This window comes from Halorussus lipolyticus (assembly GCF_029338375.1).
GTDB classification, from domain to species: domain Archaea; phylum Halobacteriota; class Halobacteria; order Halobacteriales; family Haladaptataceae; genus Halorussus; species Halorussus lipolyticus.
This window is the reverse complement of sequence record NZ_CP119804.1, coordinates 132,711-158,758: the sequence shown is the minus strand read 5'-3', so window position 1 is coordinate 158,758 and position 26,048 is coordinate 132,711. Positions and strand designations below refer to the sequence as shown.

At 67.4% G+C, this 26,048-nt stretch carries 25 protein-coding genes; 11 read left to right on the top strand and 14 right to left on the bottom strand.

Annotated features, from left to right (window positions below):
- Window positions 1-277: 277 nt before the first annotated feature.
- Both P2T57_RS00825 and P2T57_RS00820 read right to left on the bottom strand, forming a co-directional pair.
- Window positions 278-1,393, bottom strand: coding sequence for a DHH family phosphoesterase (locus P2T57_RS00825; RefSeq protein ID WP_276300579.1), 1,116 nt, complete (start codon window positions 1,391-1,393; stop codon window positions 278-280).
- Between the two features lie 88 nt (window positions 1,394-1,481).
- Window positions 1,482-2,015, bottom strand: coding sequence for an inorganic diphosphatase (locus P2T57_RS00820; RefSeq protein ID WP_276300578.1), 534 nt, complete (start codon window positions 2,013-2,015; stop codon window positions 1,482-1,484).
- Between the two features lie 226 nt (window positions 2,016-2,241).
- Here P2T57_RS00820 and P2T57_RS00815 point away from each other — a divergent pair, with 226 nt between their 5' ends.
- Window positions 2,242-2,598, top strand: coding sequence for a PadR family transcriptional regulator (locus tag P2T57_RS00815; RefSeq protein WP_276300577.1), 357 nt, complete (start codon window positions 2,242-2,244; stop codon window positions 2,596-2,598).
- Window positions 2,599-2,623: 25 nt separating this feature from the next.
- On the opposite strand, the gene P2T57_RS00810 is transcribed toward P2T57_RS00815, so the two are convergent.
- Together P2T57_RS00810 and rnhA are read right to left on the bottom strand one after the other, a co-directional pair.
- The gene (locus P2T57_RS00810; RefSeq protein WP_276300576.1) at window positions 2,624-3,190 is read right to left on the bottom strand and encodes a DUF7108 family protein; all 567 of its coding nucleotides are present in this window, start codon (window positions 3,188-3,190) and stop codon (window positions 2,624-2,626) included.
- Window positions 3,183-3,776, bottom strand: a complete 594-nt coding sequence (gene rnhA, locus P2T57_RS00805) for a ribonuclease HI (protein WP_276300575.1) — start codon at window positions 3,774-3,776, stop codon at window positions 3,183-3,185. The genes P2T57_RS00810 and rnhA overlap by 8 nt, the downstream gene beginning before the upstream one ends.
- A 175-nt stretch (window positions 3,777-3,951) precedes the next feature.
- Here rnhA and P2T57_RS00800 point away from each other — a divergent pair, with 175 nt between their 5' ends.
- On the top strand, window positions 3,952-4,917 hold the full coding sequence (locus tag P2T57_RS00800) for a transcription initiation factor IIB (RefSeq protein ID WP_135825617.1): 966 nt from the start codon (window positions 3,952-3,954) through the stop codon (window positions 4,915-4,917).
- Window positions 4,918-5,065: 148 nt separating this feature from the next.
- Window positions 5,066-6,409 carry an alkaline phosphatase family protein gene (locus tag P2T57_RS00795; RefSeq protein WP_276300574.1) on the top strand — a complete coding sequence of 448 codons (1,344 nt, stop codon included), beginning with the start codon at window positions 5,066-5,068 and terminating at the stop codon, window positions 6,407-6,409.
- 54 nt (window positions 6,410-6,463) lie between these two features.
- On the opposite strand, the gene P2T57_RS00790 is transcribed toward P2T57_RS00795, so the two are convergent.
- A complete protein-coding gene (locus tag P2T57_RS00790; RefSeq protein ID WP_276300573.1) occupies window positions 6,464-6,880 on the bottom strand; it encodes an HVO_A0114 family putative DNA-binding protein in 417 nt (138 codons plus the stop codon).
- A gap of 90 nt (window positions 6,881-6,970) precedes the next feature.
- Window positions 6,971-8,050: a tubulin/FtsZ family protein gene (locus P2T57_RS00785; RefSeq protein ID WP_276300572.1), complete on the bottom strand. Its 1,080-nt coding sequence runs from the start codon at window positions 8,048-8,050 to the stop codon at window positions 6,971-6,973.
- A 176-nt stretch (window positions 8,051-8,226) separates the two neighbouring features.
- Between P2T57_RS00785 and P2T57_RS00780 the strand changes: the two genes are divergently transcribed.
- On the top strand, window positions 8,227-8,700 hold the full coding sequence (locus tag P2T57_RS00780; protein WP_276300571.1) for a DUF7310 family coiled-coil domain-containing protein: 474 nt from the start codon (window positions 8,227-8,229) through the stop codon (window positions 8,698-8,700).
- A complete protein-coding gene (locus P2T57_RS00775) occupies window positions 8,697-9,182 on the top strand; it encodes a DUF7311 family protein (protein WP_276300570.1) in 486 nt (161 codons plus the stop codon). Before P2T57_RS00780 ends, P2T57_RS00775 begins: the two co-directional genes overlap by 4 nt.
- A 476-nt stretch (window positions 9,183-9,658) precedes the next feature.
- Here P2T57_RS00775 and P2T57_RS00770 read toward each other — a convergent pair whose 3' ends face one another.
- Complete coding sequence (locus P2T57_RS00770; RefSeq protein WP_276300569.1) at window positions 9,659-11,431, bottom strand: type II secretion system protein; 1,773 nt, start codon at window positions 11,429-11,431, stop codon at window positions 9,659-9,661.
- The gene (locus tag P2T57_RS00765) at window positions 11,428-13,347 is read right to left on the bottom strand and encodes an ATPase, T2SS/T4P/T4SS family (protein WP_276300568.1); all 1,920 of its coding nucleotides are present in this window, start codon (window positions 13,345-13,347) and stop codon (window positions 11,428-11,430) included. Before P2T57_RS00765 ends, P2T57_RS00770 begins: the two co-directional genes overlap by 4 nt.
- Window positions 13,348-13,821: 474 nt before the next feature.
- Here P2T57_RS00765 and solA point away from each other — a divergent pair, with 474 nt between their 5' ends.
- Window positions 13,822-15,018 (top strand): N-methyl-L-tryptophan oxidase, encoded by a 1,197-nt coding sequence (gene solA / locus P2T57_RS00760; RefSeq protein ID WP_276300567.1) that lies wholly within the window; start codon window positions 13,822-13,824, stop codon window positions 15,016-15,018.
- A gap of 47 nt (window positions 15,019-15,065) precedes the next feature.
- On the opposite strand, the gene P2T57_RS00755 is transcribed toward solA, so the two are convergent.
- The 5 genes from P2T57_RS00755 to P2T57_RS00735 form a co-directional block, all read right to left on the bottom strand.
- Window positions 15,066-15,494, bottom strand: coding sequence for a DUF5791 family protein (locus tag P2T57_RS00755; RefSeq protein ID WP_276300566.1), 429 nt, complete (start codon window positions 15,492-15,494; stop codon window positions 15,066-15,068).
- A 417-nt stretch (window positions 15,495-15,911) separates the two neighbouring features.
- Entirely contained in the window at window positions 15,912-19,064 is a 3,153-nt protein-coding gene (locus P2T57_RS00750) for a DUF7286 family protein (protein WP_276300565.1), read from the bottom strand.
- Entirely contained in the window at window positions 19,061-19,594 is a 534-nt protein-coding gene (locus P2T57_RS00745) for a DUF7284 family protein (RefSeq protein ID WP_276300564.1), read from the bottom strand. The genes P2T57_RS00750 and P2T57_RS00745 overlap by 4 nt, the downstream gene beginning before the upstream one ends.
- Entirely contained in the window at window positions 19,591-20,010 is a 420-nt protein-coding gene (locus P2T57_RS00740) for a DUF7285 family protein (protein WP_276300563.1), read from the bottom strand. Before P2T57_RS00740 ends, P2T57_RS00745 begins: the two co-directional genes overlap by 4 nt.
- A complete protein-coding gene (locus P2T57_RS00735) occupies window positions 19,991-20,455 on the bottom strand; it encodes a DUF7283 family protein (protein ID WP_276300562.1) in 465 nt (154 codons plus the stop codon). Before P2T57_RS00735 ends, P2T57_RS00740 begins: the two co-directional genes overlap by 20 nt.
- A 351-nt stretch (window positions 20,456-20,806) precedes the next feature.
- On the opposite strand from P2T57_RS00735, the gene P2T57_RS00730 reads away from it, so the two are divergent.
- The 4 genes from P2T57_RS00730 (at window position 20,807) to P2T57_RS00715 (ending at window position 24,307) form a co-directional block, all read left to right on the top strand.
- Window positions 20,807-21,703: an SDR family oxidoreductase gene (locus P2T57_RS00730; protein ID WP_276300561.1), complete on the top strand. Its 897-nt coding sequence runs from the start codon at window positions 20,807-20,809 to the stop codon at window positions 21,701-21,703.
- A 61-nt stretch (window positions 21,704-21,764) separates the two neighbouring features.
- A complete protein-coding gene (locus tag P2T57_RS00725) occupies window positions 21,765-22,952 on the top strand; it encodes a DHH family phosphoesterase (RefSeq protein ID WP_276300560.1) in 1,188 nt (395 codons plus the stop codon).
- Window positions 22,953-23,004: 52 nt separating this feature from the next.
- Window positions 23,005-24,093 (top strand): aldo/keto reductase, encoded by a 1,089-nt coding sequence (locus P2T57_RS00720; RefSeq protein WP_276300559.1) that lies wholly within the window; start codon window positions 23,005-23,007, stop codon window positions 24,091-24,093.
- Window positions 24,094-24,133: 40 nt separating this feature from the next.
- Complete coding sequence (locus tag P2T57_RS00715) at window positions 24,134-24,307, top strand: hypothetical protein (RefSeq protein WP_276300558.1); 174 nt, start codon at window positions 24,134-24,136, stop codon at window positions 24,305-24,307.
- 29 nt (window positions 24,308-24,336) lie between these two features.
- On the opposite strand, the gene P2T57_RS00710 is transcribed toward P2T57_RS00715, so the two are convergent.
- The gene (locus P2T57_RS00710) at window positions 24,337-24,534 is read right to left on the bottom strand and encodes an HVO_0758 family zinc finger protein (protein WP_276300557.1); all 198 of its coding nucleotides are present in this window, start codon (window positions 24,532-24,534) and stop codon (window positions 24,337-24,339) included.
- A gap of 313 nt (window positions 24,535-24,847) precedes the next feature.
- Between P2T57_RS00710 and P2T57_RS00705 the strand changes: the two genes are divergently transcribed.
- Complete coding sequence (locus P2T57_RS00705) at window positions 24,848-26,044, top strand: MFS transporter (protein WP_276300556.1); 1,197 nt, start codon at window positions 24,848-24,850, stop codon at window positions 26,042-26,044.
- Window positions 26,045-26,048: the final 4 nt, after the last annotated feature.

The window sequence follows — 26,048 nt, the reverse complement described above, 5'->3', positions numbered from 1 at the left end:
GCAGGTGGTGCTTTCCATCCGCGGAGGAGTCGCACCGCCGATTTCGCTGACTCCTCCGCGGCGACTCTCAGGTCATGGAGAGGGTTGGCCGCGGTTTGATATTTGAACCTCCGGGCGAAACGGAAACGGGACCTCTATCGGCGAACGCTCGGCGGAACAGGCGACTGTCTGGGTGGATAAAGCGACCGACCGGGGGCTTCAGAAGACCGGTTTACGACGAACTCGCCGAAATTAGTGTCGCAAAATCGACCGATGAAGACAGAACAGAAATACGGGATTACGACGATTCAAAGGCCTCGAAAAGCGCCTTCCGGGTACTCGCGTCGATGAGCATGTCCAGCGTCTCCTCGTGTTCGCCGTTGACCTGCGCGAACAGGCCGAGGGGGACCCGCGCAGTCGCGGCGTCGGTGTTCCCGCCGGTGGTTTCGCTGGTCTCGAACGCGGTGTCCAGAATGTCGAAGGCGTTGGTCCGCACGTCCTCGGCCCGGCAGGAGACCACGATGGTCTCCTCGTGGATGCCGAAGACGGCGGCGGTCGAGACGCCTTCGAGGCGGAGCATCGTGTCGGCCGCTTCTTCGAGGGCGGAGACCGAGGGGACCGCCCCGACGTTCGTGACGGCGAAACTCGCCCGGCGCTCGCGGTTGGCGATGGCGTCGCTGATAACGTCGAAGGTGTCGCCGCTCATGCCCGGCGACCGGAGGTCCTCGATGCGGCCGAGGTCGGCGTAGGTGTGGAGGAATCCGGCGGCCTCGTAGTCTCGGGTCCCGTTCGCCCGCCGGAACTCGCGGGTTCCGGCACGGATGCCGTGGAGGAGCGCCGTGGCGATTCGCTGGTCGGGGACGACCGCCTCGGATTCCAGCAGGCGCGTGACCGTCGTGGCGGTCGAACCGTCGTCGGTCGGGGTGACCGTGAGGATGTTCTCCTCGGCGGTCGGTCGGTGACGAATCACGGCGACGACCGGCGGGTTGTTCGAGAGTCGGGGCACGCCGCCACCGCCGCCGACTGCGACTGCGGCGTCGGCGTCGGTGAGTTCGTCGGCCCCGTCGCCGATGACCGAGAGTTCGAGGTCGAAGATGTTGCAGAAGGTCTTGCTGTCCTCGCCCGTGACCGGCCCCTCGGCGTAGAGGCGGGCGGTGACGCCCCACTCGGTGCAGAGGGTCTGTAACCCGACCGCGGCCGACAGCGCGTCGATACTCGGCCCTTCGGGCACCACGAGCGCCACCCGGTTCTGGCCCGCAATCGTGTTTTTGAGCGCATCAATTGGTTCGTCATCGTCGTCTCGTCGCCAGTCGTTGACCGATTGGACGGCGTAGACGGCCAGTCCACCCGAGAGCAAGAGCGTCACCGCTACCGCAATTATCTCGACACCGCCGAGCGCAGACCCGAAAGCCATCGCTTCGGCTTGTTCAGGCCACCGTCAAATAGTTTCTGGCAGGTATCCGGTGTCTGAGACTGTCAGAAACCGGAAATTGCCGGAGAAGTTAGGCGAAGTTCTCCTCGTAGAGGTCCATCGCGTGTTCGATGGCGTCTTGGGCGGACTGCTTGTCCTCCCAGCCGAGAGTCTCGGTCTGCTTGCCTTCTTCGAGGTTCTTGTACGTCTCGAAGAACTCCGAGATTTCGTCTTTCTGCTGTTCGGTGAGGTCCTCGACGTCCTGCACGTTGTCGTAGCGCGGGTCCTCCGAGGGGACGGCGATGACTTTGTCGTCCTGCTCGCCGTCGTCGTCCATCTTCATGAGCGCGACCGGACGGGCCTCGATGACGCAACCGGGGAAAGTCTGGTCTTCCACGAGGACCAGCACGTCGAAGGGGTCCTCGTCGTCGTAGTAGGATTGCGGGATGAAGCCGTAGTCGCTCGGGTAGTGGACGTTGCTGTGGAGAACACGGTCGAGGACGACGCCGGGGATGTCCTTGTCGTACTCGTACTTGTTTCGCTCGCCTTTGAGACACTCGACGACCGCGTAAATCTCCTCAGGTGGGTTCGGTCCAGTCTCTAAGTCTTCCCAGAGGTTAGCCATGGTGCAGTCCGAAAATCCGTCCGAAGTCCGGATAGTACTTTCGGCATCGGGCCGTCGATTCACGTCGGCCAAAGAGGAAAAATGCGTGACAGCTAAAGCCAATTTTCAGGGACCAACTTAAGATACATAAAAATCGGTGATACAACTCGCCGATAAACTATGGAACCTCCGACCGAGTGAGGAAGGATTAAATACCATCGTGACAAATCGCAGGGTGTCAGAGTCTATGTCAGAGGCACAGACACTCACAGAGACGAGTACCGCGCGCAACCTTACCGCCTTCCAGAAGAACATCCTCACCATCCTCTCCGAGGAGCCGATGTACGGTCTCGCCATCAAGCGCGAGCTGGAAGACTTCTACGGTGAGGAGGTCAACCACGGCCGCCTGTACCCCAACCTCGACACGCTGGTCGAGAAGGGGTACGTCGAGAAGAGCGAACTCGACAAGCGAACCAACCAGTACGAACTCACCGACGAGGGCCTCGCCGTCGTCGTGGACGCCCTGCAGTGGACGCTCTCGAAGTTCGTCACGGGCGAGGACCGCGGCGACCAAGTCCGCGACCTCGTCGCCGGCAACGAATAGTACCGACTCCCGACGATACCAGCGACTACTCGTCGGCGGCCTCGAACACGAGGTCGATAGACTCTCGGACGACTGCACGTTGCTCTTTTGACGGCCACGCGTTCCGGGGGAAGTACTCGCCGAGGAACTCCTCGACTTCGCCGCTGGTCGCCGAGTCCATCGGCCGAGCGTAGTGGTTACTCATGAAATCAGCGAACGCTGAGGCGTTGTCGCCGTGAACGTCGCCGTGGGCCTCGCGGACCTGCGCCACGAGGCCCCGGTTGTGTTCGTCCACCTCGTCCCACTCGTCGGGGTCGCCCGGCCCGGACAGCGAGATTTCCACCGCGCGGCCGGTGTCCTCGATGCGCTCCGGCCGGATGGTGCCGTCCTCTTTCCACTCCTCGGGATAGAGAACCAGCGTCGCGCCGGTGTCGTCGTCCCGAATTCGCGCCCTGAAGCCGTGGTCGGCCAGCAGGTCGGCGCGCTCGTCGCGGTAGGCCTCGGCCTCGGAGTCGTCCACGGCGTCGCGGGCGAGTCGGGTGAGTCGTTCGGCGCGCTCTACGGTCGATTCGGGAAGCTCTGCGTCGGCGTCGTCGGTGTCGGACTCAGGCATTGTCGAGGGCCTCGTTCGCAAGTTCGTCGGCGCGCTCGTTTATCTCTCTCGGGACGTGCTGTAGCTCCCAGTCGTCGAAGTCGGTCAGAATCTCGCGGACCGTGACCCGATGTTCGCGGAGTTCAGGGTCGTTAGTATTCCACGCGCCAGTGACCTGTTTCACGATGAGTTGGGAGTCACCTTTCACCTCGACAGAATCGAACCCGTAGTCCCTCGCTGTCCGCAGGCCCCGAATCAGGGCCTCGTACTCGGCCTGATTGTTGGTCGCCCGGCCGATGGTCTCGCCCCCCTCGGCGACGATGCCGTCGCTGGTGACGATGACCCACCCGACTGAGGCGGGGCCGGGGTTCCCCCTGCTCGCGCCGTCGAAGTAGACGTAGGCGTGACCGCCCTCGTCGCGGAGGAGCGTCTCGATGTCCTGCGGGTTCGCCCCCTGCACGACGACTTTCCCCTCGTAAGCGACTGCGTTGGCGTCGCCGTACTCGGCGCGCCACTCCTCGTGTTCCGAACTGCCCGACGACACCTCGACACCTTCAGCAAGCAGTTTTTCGCGGGCAGAGTCCACGTCGCACTCGATGACGGGCATGGCGTCTGTTCCACGATACCCGCTTATACACTTTCCGATGGCGATTTCCGCGGGTCATTTCAACTATCGTCCGGATTCGGAACGAAGGACGCGCATTGCTGATTTTGACCTTCGAGAAAGGAGTTATTACCGACCGAGGATTTAAGTGTGTCGGCACTACTACTATAAAAGTGCGATGACACGGTCCACTCGCCAGCGGGAGCGCCAAGCCGAGGCGGAGCAAACCGAGGATGAGTCAGAGGGTGTACGGGAATGCCCGGAGTGTGGTTCTGACAACCTCGTAAAGAGTTCCGACAGGGCGGAACTCGTGTGTGATGACTGCGGCCTCGTCGTCGAGGAGGAGCAGATAGACCCCGGTCCTGAGTGGCGCGCGTTCAACCATCAGGAACGGCAGGAGAAGTCCCGCGTCGGTGCCCCGACCACCCAGACGATGCACGACAAGGGCCTGACGACCACCATCGACTGGAAGGACAAGGACGCCTACGGTCGGTCCATCTCCTCGAAGAAGCGGAGCCAGATGCACCGTCTGCGTAAATGGCAGGAACGGATTCGGACCAAGGACGCAGGCGAGCGGAACCTCCAGTTCGCCCTGAGCGAAATCGACCGCATGGCCTCGGCGCTCGGCGTCCCGCGGTCGGTGCGGGAGGTGGCCAGCGTCATCTACCGACGAGCGCTGAAGGAGGACCTGATTCGGGGACGCTCCATCGAGGGCGTCGCCACCTCCGCGCTCTACGCCGCCTGTCGAAAGGAGGGCATCCCGCGAAGCCTCGAAGAAATCTCGGAAGTATCGCGCGTCGAACGAAAGGAAATCGGTCGAACCTACCGCTACATCTCCCAAGAACTCGGCTTGGAGATGAAACCGGTGGACCCCAAGAAGTACGTCCCGCGATTCTGTTCCGAACTCGAACTCAGCGAAGAAGTCCAGACCAAGGCCAACGAAATCATCGAGACCACCGCCGAGGAGGGCCTCCTCTCTGGCAAGTCGCCGACCGGGTACGCCGCGGCGGCCATCTACGCCGCCTCCCTGCTCTGCAACGAGAAGAAGACCCAGCGCGAGGTCGCCGACGTGGCCCAAGTCACCGAAGTCACCATCCGCAACCGGTATCAGGAACAAATCGAGGCGATGGGCATCCACAGCTAACGCCCCGGCACTCGCGTTCGACCGAACTCCTCGCAGTCTTCAGCAGGTCGACCCCGGTAGCCGCGCCCTCGAACCTTCATCATCCTTCACGTCGAAGGGCGTGGCTACGAAAAGAAATTTCTTGTAGGTCCTCGTCCTATCGGGGTACATGGGTCTCTTTGATAGGATTCGCGGCGACGACAAGCCCCGCGTTGCCTTCTTCGGTATCGACGGCGTTCCGTATAGCTTCTTAGAGGACCACTTCGACCGGTTCGAGCATCTGGGCGCGCTCGCCGACGAAGGCTCCTCGGGCGCGATAGACAGCATCGTCCCCCCCGAATCGTCGGCCTGCTGGCCCGCACTCACGACCGGCGTGAATCCGGGCGAGACCGGCGTCTACGGATTCCAAGACCGCGAGGTCGGCTCTTACGACACCTACGTCCCGATGGGCCGCGACGTGCAGGCGACTCGGCTCTGGGACCGCGTGGCCGACGCGGGCCGGGACGCGACAGTGATGAACGTCCCCGTCACCTTCCCGCCCCAGCGCAACGTCCAGCGCATGGTCTCGGGCTTCCTCTCGCCCGGCGTGGACAAGGCGTCGTACCCCGACGAGATGCGCGAGTACCTCCAGTCCACCGACTACCGCATCGACGCCAACGCTAAGTTGGGCCACGACGAGGACAAGTCGGAGTTCATCGAGAACGCCCACAAGACGCTGGACGCTCGCTACGAGGCGTTCAAACACTACCTGCAGGAGGACGACTGGGACCTGTTCTTCGGCGTCTTCATGACGACCGACCGGGTGAACCACTTCCTCTACAAGCACTACGAGGAGGACATGGAGTACAAAGACGAGTTCCTCGAGTTCTACGAGAAGGTGGACCGCTACCTCGGCGAGATTCGCAAGAACCTGCCCGACGACGTGACCATGATGGTGGCTTCCGACCACGGGTTCACCTCGCTGGATTACGAGGTCCACTTCAACGAGTGGCTCGAACAGGAGGGGTGGCTCTCCTACGAAGACGACGACCACGAGGAGCTGGGCGACATCAGCGACGACACCGAGGCCTACTCGCTCATCCCCGGTCGGTTCTACATCAACCTCGAAGGGCGCGAACCACGCGGAAGCGTCCCCGAAAGCGAGTACGAACAGAAGCGCGCCCAACTCAAGGAGGCCCTCGAAAACCTCGAAGGCCCCAACGGCAAGAAGGTGTGTGACCGCGTGGTCGAGAAGGAAGACGCCTTCCGCGGCGACCACGAGGACATCGCGCCGGACCTCGTGGCCATCCCGAACTACGGCTTCGACCTCAAGGCCGGGTTCAAGGGCCACGACGGCGTGTTCGGGCAGGGTCCCCGCAACGGGATGCACAGCTTCGACAACGCCTCGCTGTTCGTGGACGACCCCGAAGCGACGGTCCGGGACGTGGACCTCTACGACATCGCGCCCACCATCCTCGACCTGATGGAGATGGAGTACGACGCGGGCGAGTTCGACGGTAAGAGCTTAGTCTGAGGAAGACGCGGGGTTTCGCGCTCCCACTCGACCGCGAACGATTTTTTGCCGACGCTACGACAGGCCAGCGGACCGTCCACTGAGGTCCGGATTCCGAAGCGAGTACCGGACCTCAATTTCGTCGTACCAGACGACCGGTCGCTTGGCACGTCCGTCCTGTTCGAGTTCGAGGACGCCAAGTTCGGCGAGTTCGTTGACCGCGGTCGAGACGTTTTTTACGTCGCGTTCGACGGCGCGGGCCAACTCCCTGACACTAGCCGGTTCTTGGTTGACTGTCGTCCGAAGCAACTCCAAGTTCTTCGGACTCAGCACGCGGTCGAGGGCCTTCTCGTCGGGGAGACTGAGGACGTGGGCCTCCGGAACTTCGTCGTCAGCGAGTCGTTCGAGGTCGTCTACGGCGTCCTCGAAGAACGATTCGGCTGACTCGACGCGAATCGTGAGGGCCGTGGGGTCGGTTTCTGATTCAGTCATGGACGCAGTATCGGTTCTACTCGAAAATATGACTGTTGGTGCAACTGCCAACAAAACTGGAAAGCAAGCAGTACTGAAAATCAGACCCGACTAAATCAGGTCGTCTAGCTGGTCGTTGCGGAACTGCTCGGCCGGGTCCTGTTTCTGCTGTTCGGCCTGCTTGCTGGCCTCCTTGGCGCGTTCGAGGAACTCCTCGATGCGGTCCGAGCGCTCGACGCCGCCCAGCAGGACCAGCGAGGCCAGACGCCCGCTGTCGAGCGGGAAGTCCCCGCCCCGGACTTGGAGGCTTCCGGTCTGCTCCTCGACCCACTTCCGGGAGCGCTCGACGCCCTTCCGGGGAATCGTCTCGGGTTGGCCCGCCACGACCAGCAGGCCCGAATCGGCCTGCACCGCGTTCGGGAGGCTGAGGTTGCTCAGGAGGGCCTTCCGGGTGATGGAGGTGATGGTGTTGACGTTGGCCTCGGCGTCCTCGGCGGCCTCGGCGCTGGCGAACCCGAGGGTGGCGATGCCGCCCGACCGGAGGGTGTTGATGACCTCGCTGGAGTCCACGACGCTCTCGCCGACGCCCTCGACGGCCTCGCCCGAGGCGAACAGCAGACCGACGCGCTGAGCGATGTTCTGGTTGATTTTGTCGAAGGCCTGCCCGACGCTCTCGCCGGAGGTGTGCCACGCGTCGTTATCGATGAGGAGGGTCGCGTCGGCCTCGCGGACGAGCGTCTTGAGCGAACGCCCGGCGTTCGCTTGATACATCGCGCCTTCTCCTCGGCCGGGGAGGACGCCGAGGCCGTAGACGGGAATCTCGTAGACGCGATTGAGTTCGCGGGCGAGGACCGGCGCGCCGCCGGACCCCGTGCCGCCGCCGAGACCCGCGACGACGAAGATGGCCTCGGCTTGGGCCGTGATGCGGCCGTCCAAAGCGTCCATCACTTCCGTCGCGTCGCTCTGCATGACCTCGGCACCGAGTTCGTTGTCGCCGCCGACGCCGTGGCCCTTCACGCGGTCCTGTCCCACGAGGACGGTATCGAGGTCCAATTCCCGGAGGTCGGCTTCCGCGGAGTTGACTGCGAGTGCTCCCTGTACTGCACCGAAACCCATCTGCTGGTCGTACTGGGCCAATCGCTGGGTAAGCTTACCCCCGGCCTGTCCGACACCAATCAGGACGACTTTCATGCGCGTTGGGTTGAATTGATGGCTAATCAACCTTCCGGCGTGCGCCCGATTCGGACTCCATTACTTCCGAAATCGAGTATTTACGGTTCTGTTAGGACTCTCCCGGAAGTGTCGTCTTTTTACCACAATTGTCGGGGGACGTACCTTTAAATCTGAAGCCGGGACCAACACGGGCCATGTCCGATTTCGACGCGCTGGACGAGCGACTCCGGGCCGTGGAGCGCGCGCTGACCGACCACGACAGCGACCTGACCGACCTGCGGGACGCCGCCGAACTGACCCGCGAGGTCGAACGACTCGCCGACCGACTCGACGACGCCGAGGAGCGCCTCGACGGCCTCGACGCTGGCACCCAAGCCCTCCGAGGCTACGTCGGCAACGTCCGGGCGGTCAACGAGTCGGTCGAGCGCCGGGCCGACACTGCGCTGGCGAAGGCCGAGGAGGTGGAAGCCGAACTGGACGGTATCGACGCCAGTGCGTCGGCGAACGCCGACGCCGAACCCCGGCCTGTCGCACCGTCACATCCGACTCGGCCCTGCGGTTGCGAGCGCGACCCTCGGCGAATCGCGTCGTGTCCCGCGAGGTCGGAGTCCGACGCCGAGCGCAAGGACGCCGGCCTCCTCGCCCGCATCGCGGCGGTCCTGCGGTGATACGGGTGGTCCTCGGGGTCGCGCTCGCGGTGGCCCTCGTCGCTGTCACGACCCCGGCGCTCGAAGACGCCCGCGAGAGTCGGAGCGAACTCCTCGCCGAGCGAGAACTGGGCCGCGTGGAGGCCGTTATCGAGGAGTTAGCCCGCGAGGAGGCCCCCGGCGCGCGCCGAACGCTCACCCTCTCGCTCCCCGGTGATTCACCGACCGAGGCCTCGCTGTCGTTCGTCGCGCTCGGCGGAGTCCCCGGAAATTCATCAGCGACCGCGACTGACACCGCTGAGGGCGACCTCCTCGTCTTCCGAGTCGCGGGCGGTCCTCGCCACGTCCGGCGGGTCGCGGCCGACCTGCGAGTCGTCAGCGAGGACGCTCGGTCGGCCGTGGACTCGCGGGCGCTGGTTCTGCGCGGCGGAGAGACCTACGAGGTGACGCTCCGGGTGGTCCGCTCGGACGGGCGTCGAATCGTGGTCGTGTCGGTTCGATAGCGATAGAATTGTAGCGTTGTTTCTACCATTCCTATATATTTCTCTTAGAAATATTTTAATGTCTTTGGTGGAGGTAGCTCGCGTCAGACGCGAACACAGGCGTCACCGCGACCACACGGCACCCTGACCACACAGCACAGCACCCCAACCGCACAACACGGCACCCTGACCACACAGCACAGCACCCCAACCGCACAACACGGCACCCTGACCACACAGCACAGCACCCCAACCGCACAGCACGGCACGCCAACCGCACAACACGGCACACCGACCCCACAGCACGACACTGCCCCGCGCCCCGTGCCTCCCCGCCCGACTCTGCGCTCACTCCGTTCGCGCAGGACGGCCGCGTCCCGTGGTCTGATTCGTCGGGCGTGACCCGTGGTCTGGTCCGTCGGGTCGTCCCGCGGATTGATTCACCGAGCGCGTCCCACGGAGTGCCGGTGGTCACGAAACCCACGTCAGACAGCCTCTCACGCCGCGAACCCGGCCCCGACGAACCCCGCCAGAAACGCGCCGACCGCCGAGCAGAGCGCGAGACCCACTCGATAGCCGACGAGCGCGCGGTCAAGGCCCCGCTCCAGTCCGGTCGCCAGCGCGGTCAGAATCCCAGCGAGGAGCAGAACGTAGCTCCCGACAGCGAGGCCGAGCGCGGCGGTCGGCAGGGGTTTCCCCAGCGTCCCGCCAGCCATCCCGTCGGCGAGCGCGACGGTCGCACCCCCGACCAGCGGGCCGAAGACCCCGGCAGTGTTCCGCAGAGTACCCGTCACGCTGGCGAGTTCCCGCCGGGCCTCGCGCTCGACGCGCCGGAGGTCCGCCACGTGGTCGGCCATCGAGACCACCGCCCGGCCCGCGGGTCGGCCTTCCCGCGCAGAGATGGCCAGCAGGGCGGCCACGCTCCGGGCCTGCGGACTCGGCACGTCGGCGAGCGCGCCGTACTCGCCCAGAAACGCCTCATGGACCCCGACTCGAAGTCGTCGCTGGACTCCCGCCGTCTCGGTCAGCATCTCGCCGGTCCGGCCCGCGACTTCCGGCCCGGCCGCAGAAATCGCCGATTCGACGGCCTCGCCGTCGCCGACTCGCCTGCCGATTAGATAGAGCGCGTCGGTCAGGTGGGCCTCCACGGCGCGGGCGTCGTCCCGGACGGACTTCACGGGCCGGAACCGGACCACCAACCCCGCGCCGACCGCCAACCCGACCACGGCGGGCCAGCGCGTCCAGTCGGGAAGCGGCGCAGTCCCGACGACCCCAACCAGTCCTGCCCCGCAACCGGCCCCGAGCGTCGCCCACCGCCGGTCGGGCACCTCGGGATGGTCGCGCGAGACCTTCGGCGGCGGAAACGCCGCGGGTCGCCGGACCAACAGCCACCCGCCCGCCCCAATCAGCACTGCGGGCAGAAGCAGGTCGTAGACCACCACCAGCGCCGGAATCGACAGCGGTAGCCCGGCCACCCGCCCCGCGGGGAGGACCGCCACCAGCGCGAGCGGAAGCAGGACCCCGAACGCGTAGAGGCCGGTCGTCGGTCCCCGGACCTCCTCGGCGAACTCGGCCATCCGGTCGCGGGTCCCGTCGAGAATCGCGTCCATCGCTCGGTCCAGCGTGGCCTCGCGCTCCTCGGCGGGCGCGTCCGCCGCGGCCTCGACCAGCAGTACAGCGCGCCGGAGCGGTGGGTTCCACTCGGCCCACGTCGCTCCGAAGGCTTCGAGGCCCGACCGAGGAGTCCCCTCGGCACGCCGAACGCACTCTGCGAGGTCGTCGGCCAGCGCGCCCTCGCCCCGTGCCGCGAACGCCGCCGCCCGCTCGCTGGCCGGTTCGATGCGCATCCGGAGGACCGCCCGAGCGACCAGCGCCGGAGCGGTCCCCAGCGCGGCGGTCCGCCGCGCAGTCGCCAGCGCCACCGGTCCCCGCCACGCCAGACGAACCGCGCCCAGCGCGACTGCGAGCGACCCGGCCGCAATCGGCGTCAGCGCCCGAACCGACGAGGAAGCAGTCGCCGCGCAGACGAGACCCCCGATTCCTGCGAGAACTGCGGCCCCGTACCCTGCCCGAACTATCGTCTCGGCGTCTGCTCTCGTCTCGGCGTCTCCTCGGCGCTCGGCGTCCGCGCTCCAATCGAGGAAGGCCAGCGCCCGCCGGAGGTCGGCGAGTTCGTCGTTGCTGTCGGCGGCGGCGGCGGCGAGTTCGACCTGCCGCGGGTAGCACCGCCCGAGGAGTTCGAGGACGAGCCAAAATCGGGGTCGGGTCACGACGACTTCCCCCGACGGTCGGCGTATGCGGAACCGACCGCTTTCGGACCGGTTCGCCCCGTCTCCGCGAGTTCGGCGAGAAGGGCTTCGCGCTCGGCCAACTTCTCGCGGGCGTCGGCGTAGGATTCGCCGGCCTCAGTGAGTTCGGCGACCAGCGCGCTGTTCCCGCGGTCGATGCGACCCGTGGCGGCGAGTCGGTCGGCCTCGATAGCGTACAGGTTCTCGAACCGGTCGCTGTCGACCACCTCCTCGATTGCTTTCACCCGGCGGCGCTTTCCCTCGGGCGTCGAGACGGCTTCGAGCGTCACCACGAGGTCGGTCGTGGCGAACGACGACGCCGGGACCCCGAGGTCCGAGACGACGCGCTCGCGGACCGCCTCGCCGCCGTCGCCGTGGATGGTCCCGAGGACGGCATCGCCGCTCGCGCCGACTCGCATGGCCTCGTAGAGGACCGCGGCCTCCTCGCCCCTGACCTCGCCGACGACCAGCGCGCCCTCTCCGAGTCGGAGCGCGGTCCGGAGTGCCTCCGGGGGCGCGAGGCCCGGCCTGTCGCCGGTCTCGGTTCGGAGGGGTTGGGCGTCCCGGCCTCTGCGCTGGAGCGCGGAGACCGGGAGTTCCGGCGTGTCCTCGATGACGACCGTCCGGGTGTCTGCGGGGAGTTCCCAGCAGAGCGCGCCCAGCAGGGTGGTCTTGCCCGAACCGCGAGGGCCGGCGACGAGTCCGGCCCCGGCGCGCTCGACAGCGAGCGAGAGGAGCGCCCCGGCGTCGGCGGGCACGGTCCCGTTTTCGACCAGCGCGGGCAGGGTCCACGGCGTCGCGTCGTGAGCGCGGAAGGCGAACCCCGGCCCGTTGCTCACCGGATTCGTGACGCCCGCCACGCGGACGGAACTCCGGCCGCCCGAACCGACCTCGGCGGTCGCGTCGAGCGTCGGCGAGGCCCGCGAGAAGGCCCGACCGCTCTCGCGCCGGAAGCGAGACGCGAGGGCTTGGGCACCGGTCTCGGTCAGGCGGACGTTGGTCCGCATTCGCTCGCCGGCCACCGAGACGCGCAGGGGGTTCTCGCCGACCGGTGCGGTGGCGAATACGTCCGAGACTTCGGGGTCGGCGAAGAAGTCGGCCAGCACGCCGTAGCCGCGGGTGTGTTTCCGGAGCGCATCGGCGATGGTCTCGACCGGCAGGTCGGGGTCCTCCGCCGAGTCCTCATCTCGTCGGTCCGCGACCCGCCGGACCGCTCTGCCGGGCGCTCGCTCGCCGGCAGAGATTGCTCCGTCTGCGAGGAGACCGTAAGCCTCGGCGAGAACTCGTCTCGCTGGAGCGTCGAAGCCGTGTTCGACCGGTTCGAGGTGGTAGGTCCGGAGCGCGCGCCGGTCGTCGTACACCCGGACTGTCGCGCCGGTAGCGAGTCGGCGGGTCTCGGCGAAGACAGCGTCCGGCGGCGGGTCGGCGGCCACGCGGGCCTTCGCAATCGGCGGGCCGAGGAAGGGCCGGAGCGCGTCGTCGTAGCCCGACGCTCTGCGGGCGCACTCGGCGAGGCCGGTTTCGGCGACGAGTTCGCCGACCGGTCCCGCCCGGCCCGTCGCAGAGCGGGCAGACCCGAGTGGGTCCGACCGGGCGCGCTCGGCGAGTTGTCGGTCGTAGTAGGCAACGCGCTCGACGAACCGCCCGGCAGAGACGAGGAGCGCCGCCGATTCGGCTTCGTAGGTGCGTTCCACCGAGGAGGTTCGGGTCACGACCGCCTCGGCCTCGCGGTCGGCCAGCGCGCCGATTGCGGTCGCCCGGCAGGCCGGTTCGGCCGAGAGGTCGCCCGCGCCGGGGCAGTCGCCGGCGTCGAGGACCAAGGCGTCGTCCTCGAAGGTCGGTCGGCAGGCGCAGTCCGGGTCGGGGTCCTCGTGGAATCGCGCCAGTAAGTCTCGCATGGCCCCGGAGTCGTCGCCTCCTCGGATTTAAACTCTCGTGAGAGTGGTATTCGGTGGAACTGACTGTGGGGTTCACCCGGCGAATCAGTCCACAGGACGCGCTGGAGGACAACCCGCGTCCTCCAAGCCCTGCCTCACTTCGTTCGGCAGGACGCCGCGGGCGCGCAGTTCTGCGCGCCCGCGGCGGGGGGTGGAGGTTCGGGGGCGCGGTGCAGTTGTGGTGCCGTGCTGGGCGGTCCGGACCTCGGCGGACTGAAAGGGCGAGGACAGTTCCGGGAACCCCGGCGACGTAAGCACTGGAGGAAGTGAGCGAAGCGAACGACCGAAGCGCGCAACGAGCCGCGGGACCGGAACTTACCGAGGGCTTTCGAGGCCCTCCTCACTTCTCTGGCGGGGTCGCTGAACGCGACCATTCCGAACGCTCGTCTCCGCAGAACCCGAGAAACTAACCCCCGCGCCGACGTGCCGCCAGCTATGACCGAGACGACGCCCGCAACCGACACCGCGGATGCAGACCGGAGAGACGTTATCGTGGTCGGCATCGGCGGGATGGGAAGCGCGTCAGCCTACCACCTCGCGGACCGCGGCCTCGACGTGCTGGGCTTCGAGCGACACAACATCCCGCACTCGCAGGGGTCCTCGCACGGCTACACCCGAATCATCCGATTGGCGTACTACGAGCATCCCTCCTACGTGCCGCTCCTCCGGGCGGCCTACGACGAGTGGGCGGACTTGGCCGACGAGACCGGCGCGGACCTCCTCCACCAAACCGGGTCGCTCGCGGTCGGCCCGCCCGATAGCGACATTTTCGAGGGCGCGCGTCGGACCTGTCGGGAGCACGGTCTCGACCACGACGTGCTGTCGGGTGGCGAACTCAACGAGCGGTTCCCCGGCTACGACGTGCCCGACGAGTACCGGGCAGTCTTCCAGCCACAGGGCGGCTTTCTGGTGCCCGAGGACTGCATCACGGCCCACGTCGAAGGAGCGTTCGCCCGCGGAGCCGAGATTCACGCCCGGACGAAAGTTCGGGACTGGACCGCGCTGGACGACGGCGGGGTCCGGGTCAAGGTCGAGCGCCGCGGCACCACCGAGGTCCACGAGGCCGACTCGCTCGTCGTCGCGGCGGGCGCGTGGACCGGGAAACTCCTGCCCGAACTGGCTCCGGTCCTCGAACCCGAGCGGCAAGTATTGGGCTGGTTCCAACCCGAGGAGCGCGCCCGGTTCAGTCCCGACACCTTCCCCGTGTTTTCGATGCGGTGCGACGACGGCGAGTACATCTACGGCTTCCCGGTCCACCGGGTACCGGGGTTCAAAATCGGGAAGTACAACCACCGCCGGGAGACCGTGGACCCCGACGAGATGGAGCGCGAACCCACCCCGACCGACGAGGCTATCCTGCGGGAGTACACCGAATCGTACTTCGACGGCGCTGACGGGCCGACGACCCGCCTCGAAACCTGCCTGTTCACCAACTCGCCGGACGAGCGGTTCGTCATCGACACCCACCCGGAACACCCGCAGGTCGCCGTCGCTGGCGGGTTCTCTGGCCACGGATTCAAATTTTCGAGCGTGGTCGGGGACATCCTCGCGGACCTCGTGGTCGAAGGCGAAACCGACCACCCCATCGAGCAGTTCGCCATCGACCGGTTCGACAACCTAAACGTTTCTTAGAAACAGGAAAATATTTCTTTAGAATAGGTTTCTGATGATAACCCGGCTTACCGCTGACGGCTGGCGATGAAGTGATAGATGGCCGCGTACTCGCCGACAGTCATCGGCGAGCGCCCCTCGACCTTCTGGTGGACCTGCTTGCCGTCCATCTCCACGTCGCTCTCGACGGCGATGGTGTCCACGTCGAGGACCGCGGTGGTCATCCCCAGCAGCAGGTTGTCCCGGACCTCGGCCACGATGGCGTCGCTGTCGGGCGCGTCGTCGGCCAGCGCGGCGACGGCGGCCGCGTCCTCGATGTGTACGTCGGCGGCGTCGCCCTCGGCGAGGGCTTCGACGGTCTCGCGGTCCACGCCGGTCTCGTCGGCGACCGCATCGACGCCTTCGGCTTCGACGATTTCGGCGAGTTCGTCAGCGTACTCCTCGGCGAGTTCGTCGGGCGACGTGGCCTCGGGGTCCTCGATGTCGTCGTAGAGCATACCCGAATCGACGGCGCGGTGATTGAAAGGGGTTTCACTTCGATACAGGGGTGTCGGGTTCGGCTGTTGCGGAGCTGGTCTCACGTTTGGAGCGGCGAGATGACAGACTGATTCCAGAGTGATGAGACAGCCAACTGAGTCGAGGAAGCTAGCTTCAGACGTGAGCAAAGCCGTCACCGCGACCGCACAGCACCGCCCCGCACCGCAACCGCTACCGCAGGCCACACCCTCCCCAACCGATTGCGGTCCTCGGCCGATGGCTTGCGGTCCTCATCCCTCGCGCGATTCGGCGCAGTCACGAGAGACACCGGCGGACAATCCGCGTCCGCCGAGCAGTCACTCGCTTCGCTCGTGACGACCGTGCCAGCACGCGCCGAGACTGAAAGAAACCCAGTTAGCACGTTTGCGGCCGGTTTCTCACCCCGAGTTCCACCCCGGCGAGGACTCGTCCCGGTTCCCGCCCCGGTCGCCGACTCCCGGCGGACCGGGCGGCACGACCACCACGACGGTCGTGCCCGTCTCGAAGGCGACCGGCGCGGTGCGCCCGAGGAGGTCCCGCTCCCCGTCACCGTCCACATCGACCCGGACGGTCGCGTTCTCGCGGACGTACCGGACCTCCTCGCCCGGCGGCCCCTGCGGCGCGCTGACCGAAAACCGGGCGTACTGGCCCGAGACTTCGACCGTCCAGACGTTGACCGTCGCGTACCAGTACCCCGGCACCGGCGCGACCGGTAGTCCGGCCGGCACCGCCCCGAGGACCTCGCCGAACCACCGCTTGCTCGCCAGTTCGGTCGCGTTCCCCAGACCCGACGTAATCGCCTGCTTGAGCGCGTTTTCGGCCAGTCTCTGTGTCACCGTCGTCGTCTGGTTCACCGCCGACCGGGGCGGCCCCTCGACCGTCCGACTCGTCGCTTCGACCGCCAACTCGGCCCGGAGGCCAACCCAGTCGCGCCTGTCGGGCCGGTCGAGCGCCGGACGACGCCGAATCACCGCAGACGCGATGGCGTCGGCCGCAGAGCCGTTCGCCACCGCCAACGCCCTCCCGGCGGTCGTGTTCCAGCGCGCCAACCCCTCGTGGACCGCCACCCGGCGCTCGCCGCGGGTCAGGTCGAACCGGGTCAGTGCCAACTCCGCGACCAGCATCCGCCGGGCCTCCCGCATCGACTCGGCCAGCGACTGCTGAAGCCGATTCCGCCGACGTTCCAGCGACCGGTTCTCGCGCTCGGCCAGCGTCCGGTTCGCAGTCCGCAACGCCACCGCGCCGGTCCGGAGACTGACCCGCTTCGAATCGCCAGCGCCGCCGTCGTCGCCTGCGACCGCCGAGGCCACCGTCTCTGCGGCGTCACCGTAGGGCACCGCGAAGACGTTCCGGTTCCGGGCAGAAAGGGGTGCCCGGCGCTCGCCCTCCGGTATCACGGCGACCTCCTCGTGGTCCACTTTCGCCAGCGTGAGGTACGGCGGCGCACCGCTCACGCTCAGGTTGACCGGCGCGCCCGGCCCGTCGGCACCCATCGGCCGACGAGGACGCGTCTCGGGCGTGGTCCGAGCGCGGAGCGTCCGGCGGGCCTCGTCCAGCGAACGCCCGGCGTCGGCAAGCGCCTCGCCGACGCCGACTCGCGTCCGGTTCTGCCGGGACGCACGCGCCTCCAGTCGCGCCACCACCCGGTCGAGGTAGGCCGTCCGGACTGCGACTCTGGCCCGGTCGGCCACCCCGTCGTACCGCGCCGGAGCGTCCAGCAGGTCCTCGCGCTCTGCTCGAACCGCCTGCGCCAGTTGCGCTGGCGGCGGGCGCTCGCCGAGGACCCGCTGGCGGGGGACCCCAATCGAGATGTTCCGGACCTTCTCGCGGAGGTTAGCCGCGTCCCGATAGACCCACTCGCGGAGGTCCGGGGGTCGTCGCCCCGCGACCTTCTCGGGCCGAGTGTCCAGCGTCCCGGCGACCGCTCGGCGGGCCAGCGCGTCGTGGCCTCCTCGGTCCCGGACCAGTCGGTCGGTGGCCCGGTCGGGAATCCCTGCCAGATTCGGGCCGTCGAGGGGGCCTCCTCGGTCGTGGAGAGTCCCAATCGGCCGGGAGGGCGGGACAGCACTCCCATCGACGCTGTGGTCGCCCGCGACACCGATGCGTGTCACGAACGTCTCGGACCACCGCCGGACGGTCCGGCGCGACTCGTTGCCTCGCGTCCAGTTGGCGACGAGGGCGTGGGTCCGAACGACTCGGGTCGTCTCGTAGCGACCCCGCCCGCTTCCGAGGAGATGCCACCCCCGCGGCGGTCCGGGCGGTCCGGTTGGTGGTCCACTCGCGGCCTCGGTCCGGGTCGTCGTCCGGACCTCAGTTCCCGCGAGCGTCCAGTTTGCGCCGGGCGAGGCCGGGGCCGGGCGCTCCTCGGCCTCGGTCCGCTCGACTGCGGCGACGAGGCGCGCATCCACGGTGTAGGACGACCGCAGAATCTCGCCGAGCGTCGGTCTCTCCTCGCTTCCCGGTCCGTCGCCGCTTCTCGGTTCCTCCGCCTTCACGAGGTCCGAGAATGCGCGGTCCGCGGTCCGGTTGACCCCGGCGGGGAACACCCCGTTTCGCTTCCTCCTCGCGGAGTCTCCGGGTCGGCCCGCGGTCACGCCGCCCGGCATGGGATTTTCCCGCTGGTACTGCTTGGCGGCAGTGAGCAGTTGGTCGGTCCGGGCCGACCCGTACTGGGTGTTGGCGGCAGTGAGCAGGTCGATTGCGCCGACTCTGGCGGTGGCCCACCCGAGCGCCCGGCGACCGGCGGGGTCGCTCCGGCCGAAGACGGCGCGCTGTTCGCGCAGGAGGCCGCCGTTCACAGCGAGTTCGACGTGGCGGTTCGCCACCACGTTCTGGACCGGCGCACCGCCGTACTGGGCGTAGCCCCGGACCCACGACACGCCGTAGAGTCGCGCCGTGAGTCGCCGACCGAGGCCCGACACGAGGGGGCCGCGATTGAGGCGCGACTCGAATCGCTCGGTGCGCTCGTGGAGCGCCAGCGCGGGGGTCGCTACAACCAGCGTCGGCGAGAACTCCTCGCGTTCGACCACCCGGTTGTCCCGAGTCGCCGAAACGGTAATATTCTCGACTCGGACGCGCAGGCCGGCGTTCTCCCGGCTTTGGTTGTCTCCCGTGCCCGCCGGTTGGACGCTCACCCGACGCTTGGCCCGCCGGAGGTCGGAGGCGTTCGAGACCGAGGAGAGCGACACTTCTCCCTCCACGTCGCCGACCCGGACGCCGACGGAATCGAGGTCCTCGCGGACGGCGAGGTAGATTCGAATCCGGAGGGAGTCGCGGTAGGGCGTCGAGTCGTTCAGGACGCGCCCGAGGGTGGTGTTCGCCGGATGGGTGACAGGATTGCGTGCGGCCTGCCGACCGGCGCGGGTGATTGCTCGTCGGAGCGTGGTCGAGGACGCCGCTTTCGCTCGCTCCACGGCGAGACCGACCGATTCGTCGGTTTCGGGGGCCGGTTTCCCCGCGAGCGAGGCGCTGAGGGCCGCGCTCCCGACCAGCAGGAGGACGCCGGCGAGTGCGAAGGGGACCCGAGCGCGCCGGTCCTCGGCGAACCTCACGCCGACCACGTCCTGACGGTGAACCGGGTCCGGCGCAGTTCGAATCGCGCGGCGTGAACCTCGGTCTCGGGCGGTGGGGTGCCCCCGGCGACGAGTCGGTCGCCCGTTCCGGTTCGGGGTTCGACTTCGGTGGCGACCACCTGTACGCCGAGGCCCGCCGGGAGGTGGCGTCGGAGCGTCCGGTTGACGCTCGCGGTGACGCTCCGAGCGAAATCCCGGCCCGCGAAGTCCGGGTCGGCGGTGGCTCTCCCGGCGTCGGCGGCTCCTCCGGCGTCAGCGCGGGTTGCACTGGCGAGGAGACCGGCCAACGTGTCGTGAGCAGTCCGGCGGGAATCGTCGCCAGCGCCGTAGGTGACGCGGGCGGTGCTGGTCGCCAGCAGGTCCGCGGTCCGGTCGGCCGAATCCGGGCCGGTCGCGTGGCCGGCCTCGATTCTGGAATCCCGAACGGGCGTCTCCGCCAGCGTGACCGCGCTCGCCGAGACTAACAGGAGGCACAGCGAGGCGTCCAACACGGTGCTGATGGCTCTCACGACCATACCTCCGCGCGGAGTCGGCCGGGCCGGATTCGACCGGGAGCGGTCCGGACGCTTACGCCGATTTTGGCTACGTCGGCTTCCGGCGGCGGGGTCGGTCCAGCGTGCCATCGCCGTCCGCCGACGCGAAGCGTGAGATTGAGCGCGTAGCCCTCCGGTCCGGCACGCAGGCCGGCGGCGAGCGAATCGGGACCGAGGACGCCCGCCTCGTCGCTCGCAGTGCGCTCGACTCGCTCGACTGTCGGCCCGGCGAGATTCCGGTCGGGCGTCGGCACAGACTCGTCGAGGACGCCGGTGTAGGCTGTCAGCGCGGCCCCGACGGCGAAGACGGCGACCAGCGCGGCCAGCGGTTCGACTTGGGCGCGGTGGGTTCGAGCCGAGGAGGCCGCCCCGCTATCCGACCAGCGTGACATCGACGCCCTCCCACGTCACGCGCCGGACGGTCAGTTCGTCGGGCGAGCGCCACTCCGGGGTCCGGTCGCGGGCCTCGGCCCCGACCCGGCGGAACTCGGCGGGTGTGGAGAAGGCCTCCTCGGGCGGCGTCCCGCGAAGCACGTCCCAGAGCGCGGTGTCGCGCCGGACGGGCGTCACCGGACCGTAGGCCAGCGCCGCGTGGCCCGACCTTCCGTCGTCCCGGAGCCAGATTCGGTACGGGCCGATTCGCACGGCGTCGGCCGACAGCGGGTGGACGCCGGTCGTCGGGTGGGCGCTCGCTGAGACGGCATCGACGGTTTCGGCCGCTCCCGCGGCGTCCGGCGGCGGCGCGCGGGGCAGGGCCACAGCGAGGCCGACCGCGGCGGTGCTGGCGATAGCGAGGCCGACCCAGAGATACCACGTCTCGACTGGTGCGTCGAACATGGGCCGGGTTCGTCGCGTCCTCGGTCTTAAAGTTGAGGTTAGAGTTAGTATCCGGAATCGTGTCGTCGCCACAGACTCGACAGCAATCGAGGCGGTGAACGTCTCGAAAGCCCGCGACCGGACGGCCCCTTCACCCCACCCGAGGAGAGTTCGGTCAAGCGCCTGCTGGCGGCTGGTCAGTTTGGCGTTCGCCGGTGAGTCTTCGGCCTCGCCGCCGCGGCGGAGGGGCCGTTTGTCGGCAATTAAAAAGTATCTTAAGAATAGATTCTAACGTCTAAAACGATTGTTTTGGTGGCTTTGGTTCGAATGCGCTGTCGCGGGAGTTATCCGCGCTCGCGCCAAGATTCGACCATGGAAGTGGCGATACTCGGATGCGGCTACGTCGGACTCGAACTCGGTCGCCAACTGACGGAAGCGGGCCACCGCGCAATCGGCGTCCGGCGCTCGGAATCGGGCATCGAGGCCATCGAGGACGCCGGTTTCGAGGCCGTCCAAGCCGACGTGACCGACGCCGAAACGCTGTCGGCGGTCCCCGACGCGGACGCTATCGTCTTCTCAGCGAGTTCCGGCGGGAGAGACGCCGAGACAGCGCGCGAAATCTACGTCGAGGGGCTTCGGACCGCTATCGAACACTTCGGCGCGCGAGAAAATCCCCCGGAGCGGCTACTCTACACCTCCAGCACCGGCGTCTACGGCGACCACGGCGGCGACTGGGTGGACGAGGAGACCCCGCTGTCGCCCCAGACCGACAAGACCGAGGTCTTGGCCGAGGCCGAGCGCGTGGCACTGGACGAGGCCCCGGAGAACGGCATCGACGGCACCGTGGCGCGACTCGCCGGCATCTACGGTCCCGACCGGACCCGACTGGAGCGGTATCTGGAAGGTCCCGTGACCGAGGGCTACCTGAACATGATTCACCGCGACGACGCCGCGGGCGCGGTCCGGTTCCTGCTGGCCGAGGACCTCGCTCGCGGTGAGGTCGTGCTGGTCGTGGACGACGAACCCGTCTCGAAGTGGGCGTTCGCCGATTGGTTGGCCGACGAGTGCGGCGAGGAGCATCCCCCCAAGCAGACCACCGACGAGCGACTGGCCGACGACGACCTCTCCGAGCGAGTCGAGCGCCGGATTCTGACCAGCAAGCGATGCTCGAACGACAAGCTACGAACTCTCGGCCATGATTTCAACTATCCTACCTATAGGGAAGGATACCGGGACGAAATCGAAGCGTACCGGAACCAACCCGAGTGAAACCCTCAATTTTCCACCTATCGGGAAAATTTCTTGTTCGTCGGGGCCGTCGGTGGGACACATGCAACTGCCGGCCATTCCGGAACTCCGGGTTCGGGAGGTCGTTCAGGCCGCCGAAACCTACGGTCTGAGTCCCGAACTCGTGGGTGCGGCCGTCCTCGGCACTATCGCGCTGTTGGCCTCGCTGTGGCTCGTCGTCCGATGGCTTCGCCGGCCGATGGGGGCGAAACTCAAGCGTGCGCTGGCCAAGCGCGACGAGATTGCGGTCCTGATGCACCCGAACCCGGACCCCGACGCGATGGCGTGTGCAATCGGCGTCGCGCATCTCGCCGGAGCGGTCGGCACCGACGCCACACTCCAGTTCGCGGGCCAAATCCGCCATCAGGAGAATCGCGCGTTTCGGACCGTCCTCGATTTGGACCTCGACAAAATCGACCACGTGAGCGAACTCGCGGCCGACGACGTAGTACTGGTAGACCACAACACCCCGAGAGGCTTCGAGGGGGCCGAGCGTCTCGAACCCTACGCGGTCGTGGACCACCACCCCGGCAACGGGACCGGCGAGCAGTTCACCGACCAGCGCACCGACTACGGGGCCTGCGCCACCATCATCGCCGAGTATCTGGAGGACGTGGGCGGTACCCCGGTCAGCCCCGACGACGCCGACGAGGAGACCGACGGACTGGTCGTCCCCGCGGAAATCGCCACGGGCCTGCTCTTTGGCATCCAGTGCGACACCAAGCACCTCACCAGCGGGTGTACCGCGTCGGAATTTCACGCCGCGGCCTACCTCTACGAGGGCATCGACGAGGACCTGCTGGACCGCATCGCCAACCCGCAGGTCAGCGCCGAAGTGCTGGAAATCAAGTCCCAAGCCATCTCGGGCCGGGACGTTCGCGGGTCGTTCGCAGTCAGCGACGTGGGCCGCATCAGCAACGCCGACGCCATCCCGCAGGCCGCCGACGAACTCCTCCAACTGGAGGGCGTCACCGCCGTCGTCGTCTTCGGTCGGCGCGACGATACAGTCCACCTCTCGGGGCGGTCCCGCGACGACCGGGTTCACATGGGCAACGCCCTCGAATTCGTGGCCGAGGACATCCCCGGTGCCAGCGCCGGCGGCCACGCTCGGATGGGCGGCGGACAGGTACCGGTGGAAGGCGCGGCCTACGCCAACGGCGGCGAGGCCGCGATGTGGTCCCAAGCCGAACTCGCCGACGATATTTTCGCGGCTCTGAACGGCGACGTGTAGCCTTCCGGCGAGAATCTTCGGTCTTATCCCGATAGAACCGCTACCTCCGGGTATGGCCACCGACGACGGAACCTACGAGTACAAACTCGAACACGGCGACGACTTCGGCCGGACCTACTTCCGCCGGTTCGACGGACTGGCGATTTCCTCTATCGGCGTCGGGACCTACCTCGGCGACCCGACCGACGCGGTGGACGCGCGGTACCACGACGCCATCACGACGGCCCTCGAAAGCGGTATCAACGTCGTGGACACTGCGAGCAACTACCGGTGCCAGCGGAGCGAGCGCGTCGTCGGGCAGGCAATCGAGGAGGCCGACGTGTCCCGAGACGCGGTATTCGTCGCCACGAAAGGCGGCTTTCTGCCCTTCGACGGCGAGCGCCCCGAAAACCCCGGCGAGTACGTCAAGCGCGAGTTCGTGGACACCGGCCTCGTGGACCGCGACGAGTTGGCGCGGGGAAGCCACTGCATCGCGCCCGACTTCATCGACGCCCAACTCGACCAGTCGCTGGAGAATCTGGGCGTCGAGGAAATCGACCTCTACTACGTCCACAACCCCGAGACGCAACTCCACGCTCGGTCCCGCGAGGAGGTCTACGACCAACTCGAAGCCACCTTCACCCGACTCGAAGAACGCGCTGACGAGGGCGACATCTCGAAGTACGGCGTAGCGACGTGGAACGCCCTCCGGGTGCCCGACGACCACGACCAGTATCTCTCGCTGTCGGAAATCGTCTCCCGCGCTCGGAAGGCCGCCAAGTCTGCGGAGAACACCGCGACCCACCTCCGGGCGATTCAACTGCCCTTCAACGTCTTCATGGCCGACGGGTTCACTCAGCAGTCCCACGAGGGGCCGGAGGGTCCCCAGAGCGCGCTCTGGTTCGCCCACGAGGCCGGGATGAACGTCTTCACCAGCGCCAGCATCGCGCAGGGCGACTTGGCCGCCGAGATTCCCGAGGAGGTCGAAGACCGACTGGAGGGCGACACCACGGTCCAGCGCGCCATCAACTTCGCTCGGAGCGCGCCCGGCGTGACCTCCTCGCTGGTGGGGATGAGTCGGCCCGAACACGTCGAGGAGAACGTCGAGGCCGGGCGATTCGACCCCCTCGGCGCGGACGCCTTCGACGCCGTGTTCGAGTGAGACCGATACGGATTTTGTTCTGAACTTCGTCGGGCCGAGTATGAGGCCCATCATCTCCATCGAGAGCGTCGTCGGGTTCGCTCTCGCGTGGGGTGCCGTCTGGTTCGTCCACTCGGTGGTGAACGGCAAACCCCTCAGTAGCTTGCTGGTCGCGGCGTCGTTCGTCGGGTTCGTGCTGATTGCGGTGTTGTCCTACGGGACGGTCGAGTACTGAACACGCGACGGTGGCCTCCTTGGCGGCCACTATCTGCCCGCGGTCCGCCACGGCGGAGTCTCCCGCGATTTCCACGCCCGGCCGCAGTCCGGACACGTTCTGACGGGACTCGTTTCGTCAGTCTCCGCGTCGGTCGTCAGCGACTGGCGGCAGATACCGCACGCGAATCGGCCTCGGGTGTCCTTCCGTACTTCGCCGTCCCAGAGGCCGCGACGAATTGATTTCATGGCGACAGGAGTACGACGGACTCGGCGAAAAGGTTAGGGGCCGTTTCGAGCAGTAGGGACTACCTACGCCGTGAGAACGGCGGTGACTGCGAGTGGCAGTGGTTCGAGCGACGTTCACAACCCCAAGTACCCGATAGAGCAATCTAGATAATCGCTAAGAAAATGAAAACACGTCCGAAAGCAAGACTCTCCGTCCGCTGAATACCGCTACCCCTGTCCACGGGAACGCGCCTCAGACTCACTACCACTCAGCTGAAACGTTCAGTTCGCCGGATTCGGAAGGTTTGACTGTGCCCTCGGAGTAGCATCGAACGTGTCTCGTGGCCGGGTCTTCGCGTCGATGTGTTCGGTCGTCTTTCTGGTCAACCTCGCCCGTATCGTGTTCGCGCCCCTGCTGGAACCGCTTTCGGCCGCGTTCGCGCTCACCGAGTCCACGGCGGGCCTCGTCGCCACGCTGGCGTGGTTGGGGAGCGCCACGCCTCGGATTCCGACGGGCTACCTGCTGACGCGGGTGGACCGCCACAAGGTGGTCCTCGGGACCGGCGCGGTGCTGACCGGCGCGTCGGCGTTCATGTCGGTCGCCGGGTCGGTGGTCCACCTCGGCGTCGGCGCGTTCCTGATGGGCGTGGCCAGCGGCGCGTACTTCATCGCGGCCAACCCCCTGCTGACGGAACTCTACCCCGAGCGCGTCGGCCGGACGCTCGGGATTCACGGCACCGCGAGCCAAATCGCGGCCGTGATTGCGCCGATGTTCGTCGGCGCGGTGCTTGCGGTCGCGCCGTGGCGCGCGGTCTTCACCATCATCGCGGTCGTCGCCGCGCTTGCGACCGCCGTCTTCTACTGGACCGCGCGCCGAACCCAGATGCCCGACGCCGGAACCGAGGACCGCGACCTGCTCACCGCGGCCCGCAGGCAGTGGCCCATCATCCTGAGCGGCATCGCCATCCTCGGCGCGACCGGGTTCGTCTGGAACGGCCTGTTCAACTTCTACGTCAAGTACGTGACCGCGACGAAGGGCATCGACGCCGGGACCGCCAACACGCTCCTCACCGTCGTCTTCGCCGCCGGCGTGCCCGCGTTCTGGGTCACGGGCCGACTCGCCGACCGCGTGCCCCACGTCCCGCTGATGCTGTCGATTCTGGCCGGGTTCGTCGCCTGCCTGTTCGCGCTGACCGCGGCGCAGGGACTGGCGATGCTGGCGGTCGTGACCGCGATTCTGGGCTACGTCGTCCACAGTCTGTTCCCCGCGCTCGACACCTACCTGCTCGACTCGCTCCCCGACGAGAACCGCGCCAGCGCCTACTCGCTGTACAGCGGGTCGATGATGATAGTGCAGGCCACCGGGAGCGTCGTGGTCGGCGCGCTGGTGGACGCCGGATTCGACTACAACACGGTGTTCCGGTCGTTCGGCGGCCTGCTGGTGGCGATTCTGGCCGTGCTGGTGTTGCTGTGGGCGGGCGACAAACTGCCGACCGGCGGCCGGGACCCGAGCGTGGCCCGCGGCGATTAGCGAC

Bases quoted from the DNA above. Each gene is read 5' to 3' on its own strand.
- P2T57_RS00740 (WP_276300563.1), bottom strand. From the start codon at position 20,010: ATGTCACGCTGGTCGGATAGCGGGGCGGCCTCCTCGGCTCGAACCCAC.
- rnhA (WP_276300575.1), bottom strand. From the start codon at position 3,776: ATGCCCGTCATCGAGTGCGACGTGGACTCTGCCCGCGAAAAACTGCTT.
- P2T57_RS00720 (WP_276300559.1), top strand. From the start codon at position 23,005: ATGGCCACCGACGACGGAACCTACGAGTACAAACTCGAACACGGCGAC.
- P2T57_RS00710 (WP_276300557.1), bottom strand. From the start codon at position 24,534: ATGAAATCAATTCGTCGCGGCCTCTGGGACGGCGAAGTACGGAAGGAC.
- P2T57_RS00815 (WP_276300577.1), top strand. From the start codon at position 2,242: ATGTCAGAGGCACAGACACTCACAGAGACGAGTACCGCGCGCAACCTT.
- P2T57_RS00795 (WP_276300574.1), top strand. From the start codon at position 5,066: ATGGGTCTCTTTGATAGGATTCGCGGCGACGACAAGCCCCGCGTTGCC.
- P2T57_RS00800 (WP_135825617.1), top strand. From the start codon at position 3,952: ATGACACGGTCCACTCGCCAGCGGGAGCGCCAAGCCGAGGCGGAGCAA.
- solA (WP_276300567.1), top strand. From the start codon at position 13,822: ATGACCGAGACGACGCCCGCAACCGACACCGCGGATGCAGACCGGAGA.
- P2T57_RS00735 (WP_276300562.1), bottom strand. From the start codon at position 20,455: ATGTTCGACGCACCAGTCGAGACGTGGTATCTCTGGGTCGGCCTCGCT.
- P2T57_RS00725 (WP_276300560.1), top strand. From the start codon at position 21,765: ATGCAACTGCCGGCCATTCCGGAACTCCGGGTTCGGGAGGTCGTTCAG.
- P2T57_RS00780 (WP_276300571.1), top strand. From the start codon at position 8,227: ATGTCCGATTTCGACGCGCTGGACGAGCGACTCCGGGCCGTGGAGCGC.
- P2T57_RS00790 (WP_276300573.1), bottom strand. From the start codon at position 6,880: ATGACTGAATCAGAAACCGACCCCACGGCCCTCACGATTCGCGTCGAG.
- P2T57_RS00820 (WP_276300578.1), bottom strand. From the start codon at position 2,015: ATGGCTAACCTCTGGGAAGACTTAGAGACTGGACCGAACCCACCTGAG.
- P2T57_RS00715 (WP_276300558.1), top strand. From the start codon at position 24,134: ATGAGGCCCATCATCTCCATCGAGAGCGTCGTCGGGTTCGCTCTCGCG.
- P2T57_RS00755 (WP_276300566.1), bottom strand. From the start codon at position 15,494: ATGCTCTACGACGACATCGAGGACCCCGAGGCCACGTCGCCCGACGAA.
- P2T57_RS00825 (WP_276300579.1), bottom strand. From the start codon at position 1,393: ATGGCTTTCGGGTCTGCGCTCGGCGGTGTCGAGATAATTGCGGTAGCG.
- P2T57_RS00765 (WP_276300568.1), bottom strand. From the start codon at position 13,347: ATGCGAGACTTACTGGCGCGATTCCACGAGGACCCCGACCCGGACTGC.
- P2T57_RS00730 (WP_276300561.1), top strand. From the start codon at position 20,807: ATGGAAGTGGCGATACTCGGATGCGGCTACGTCGGACTCGAACTCGGT.
- P2T57_RS00810 (WP_276300576.1), bottom strand. From the start codon at position 3,190: ATGCCTGAGTCCGACACCGACGACGCCGACGCAGAGCTTCCCGAATCG.
- P2T57_RS00785 (WP_276300572.1), bottom strand. From the start codon at position 8,050: ATGAAAGTCGTCCTGATTGGTGTCGGACAGGCCGGGGGTAAGCTTACC.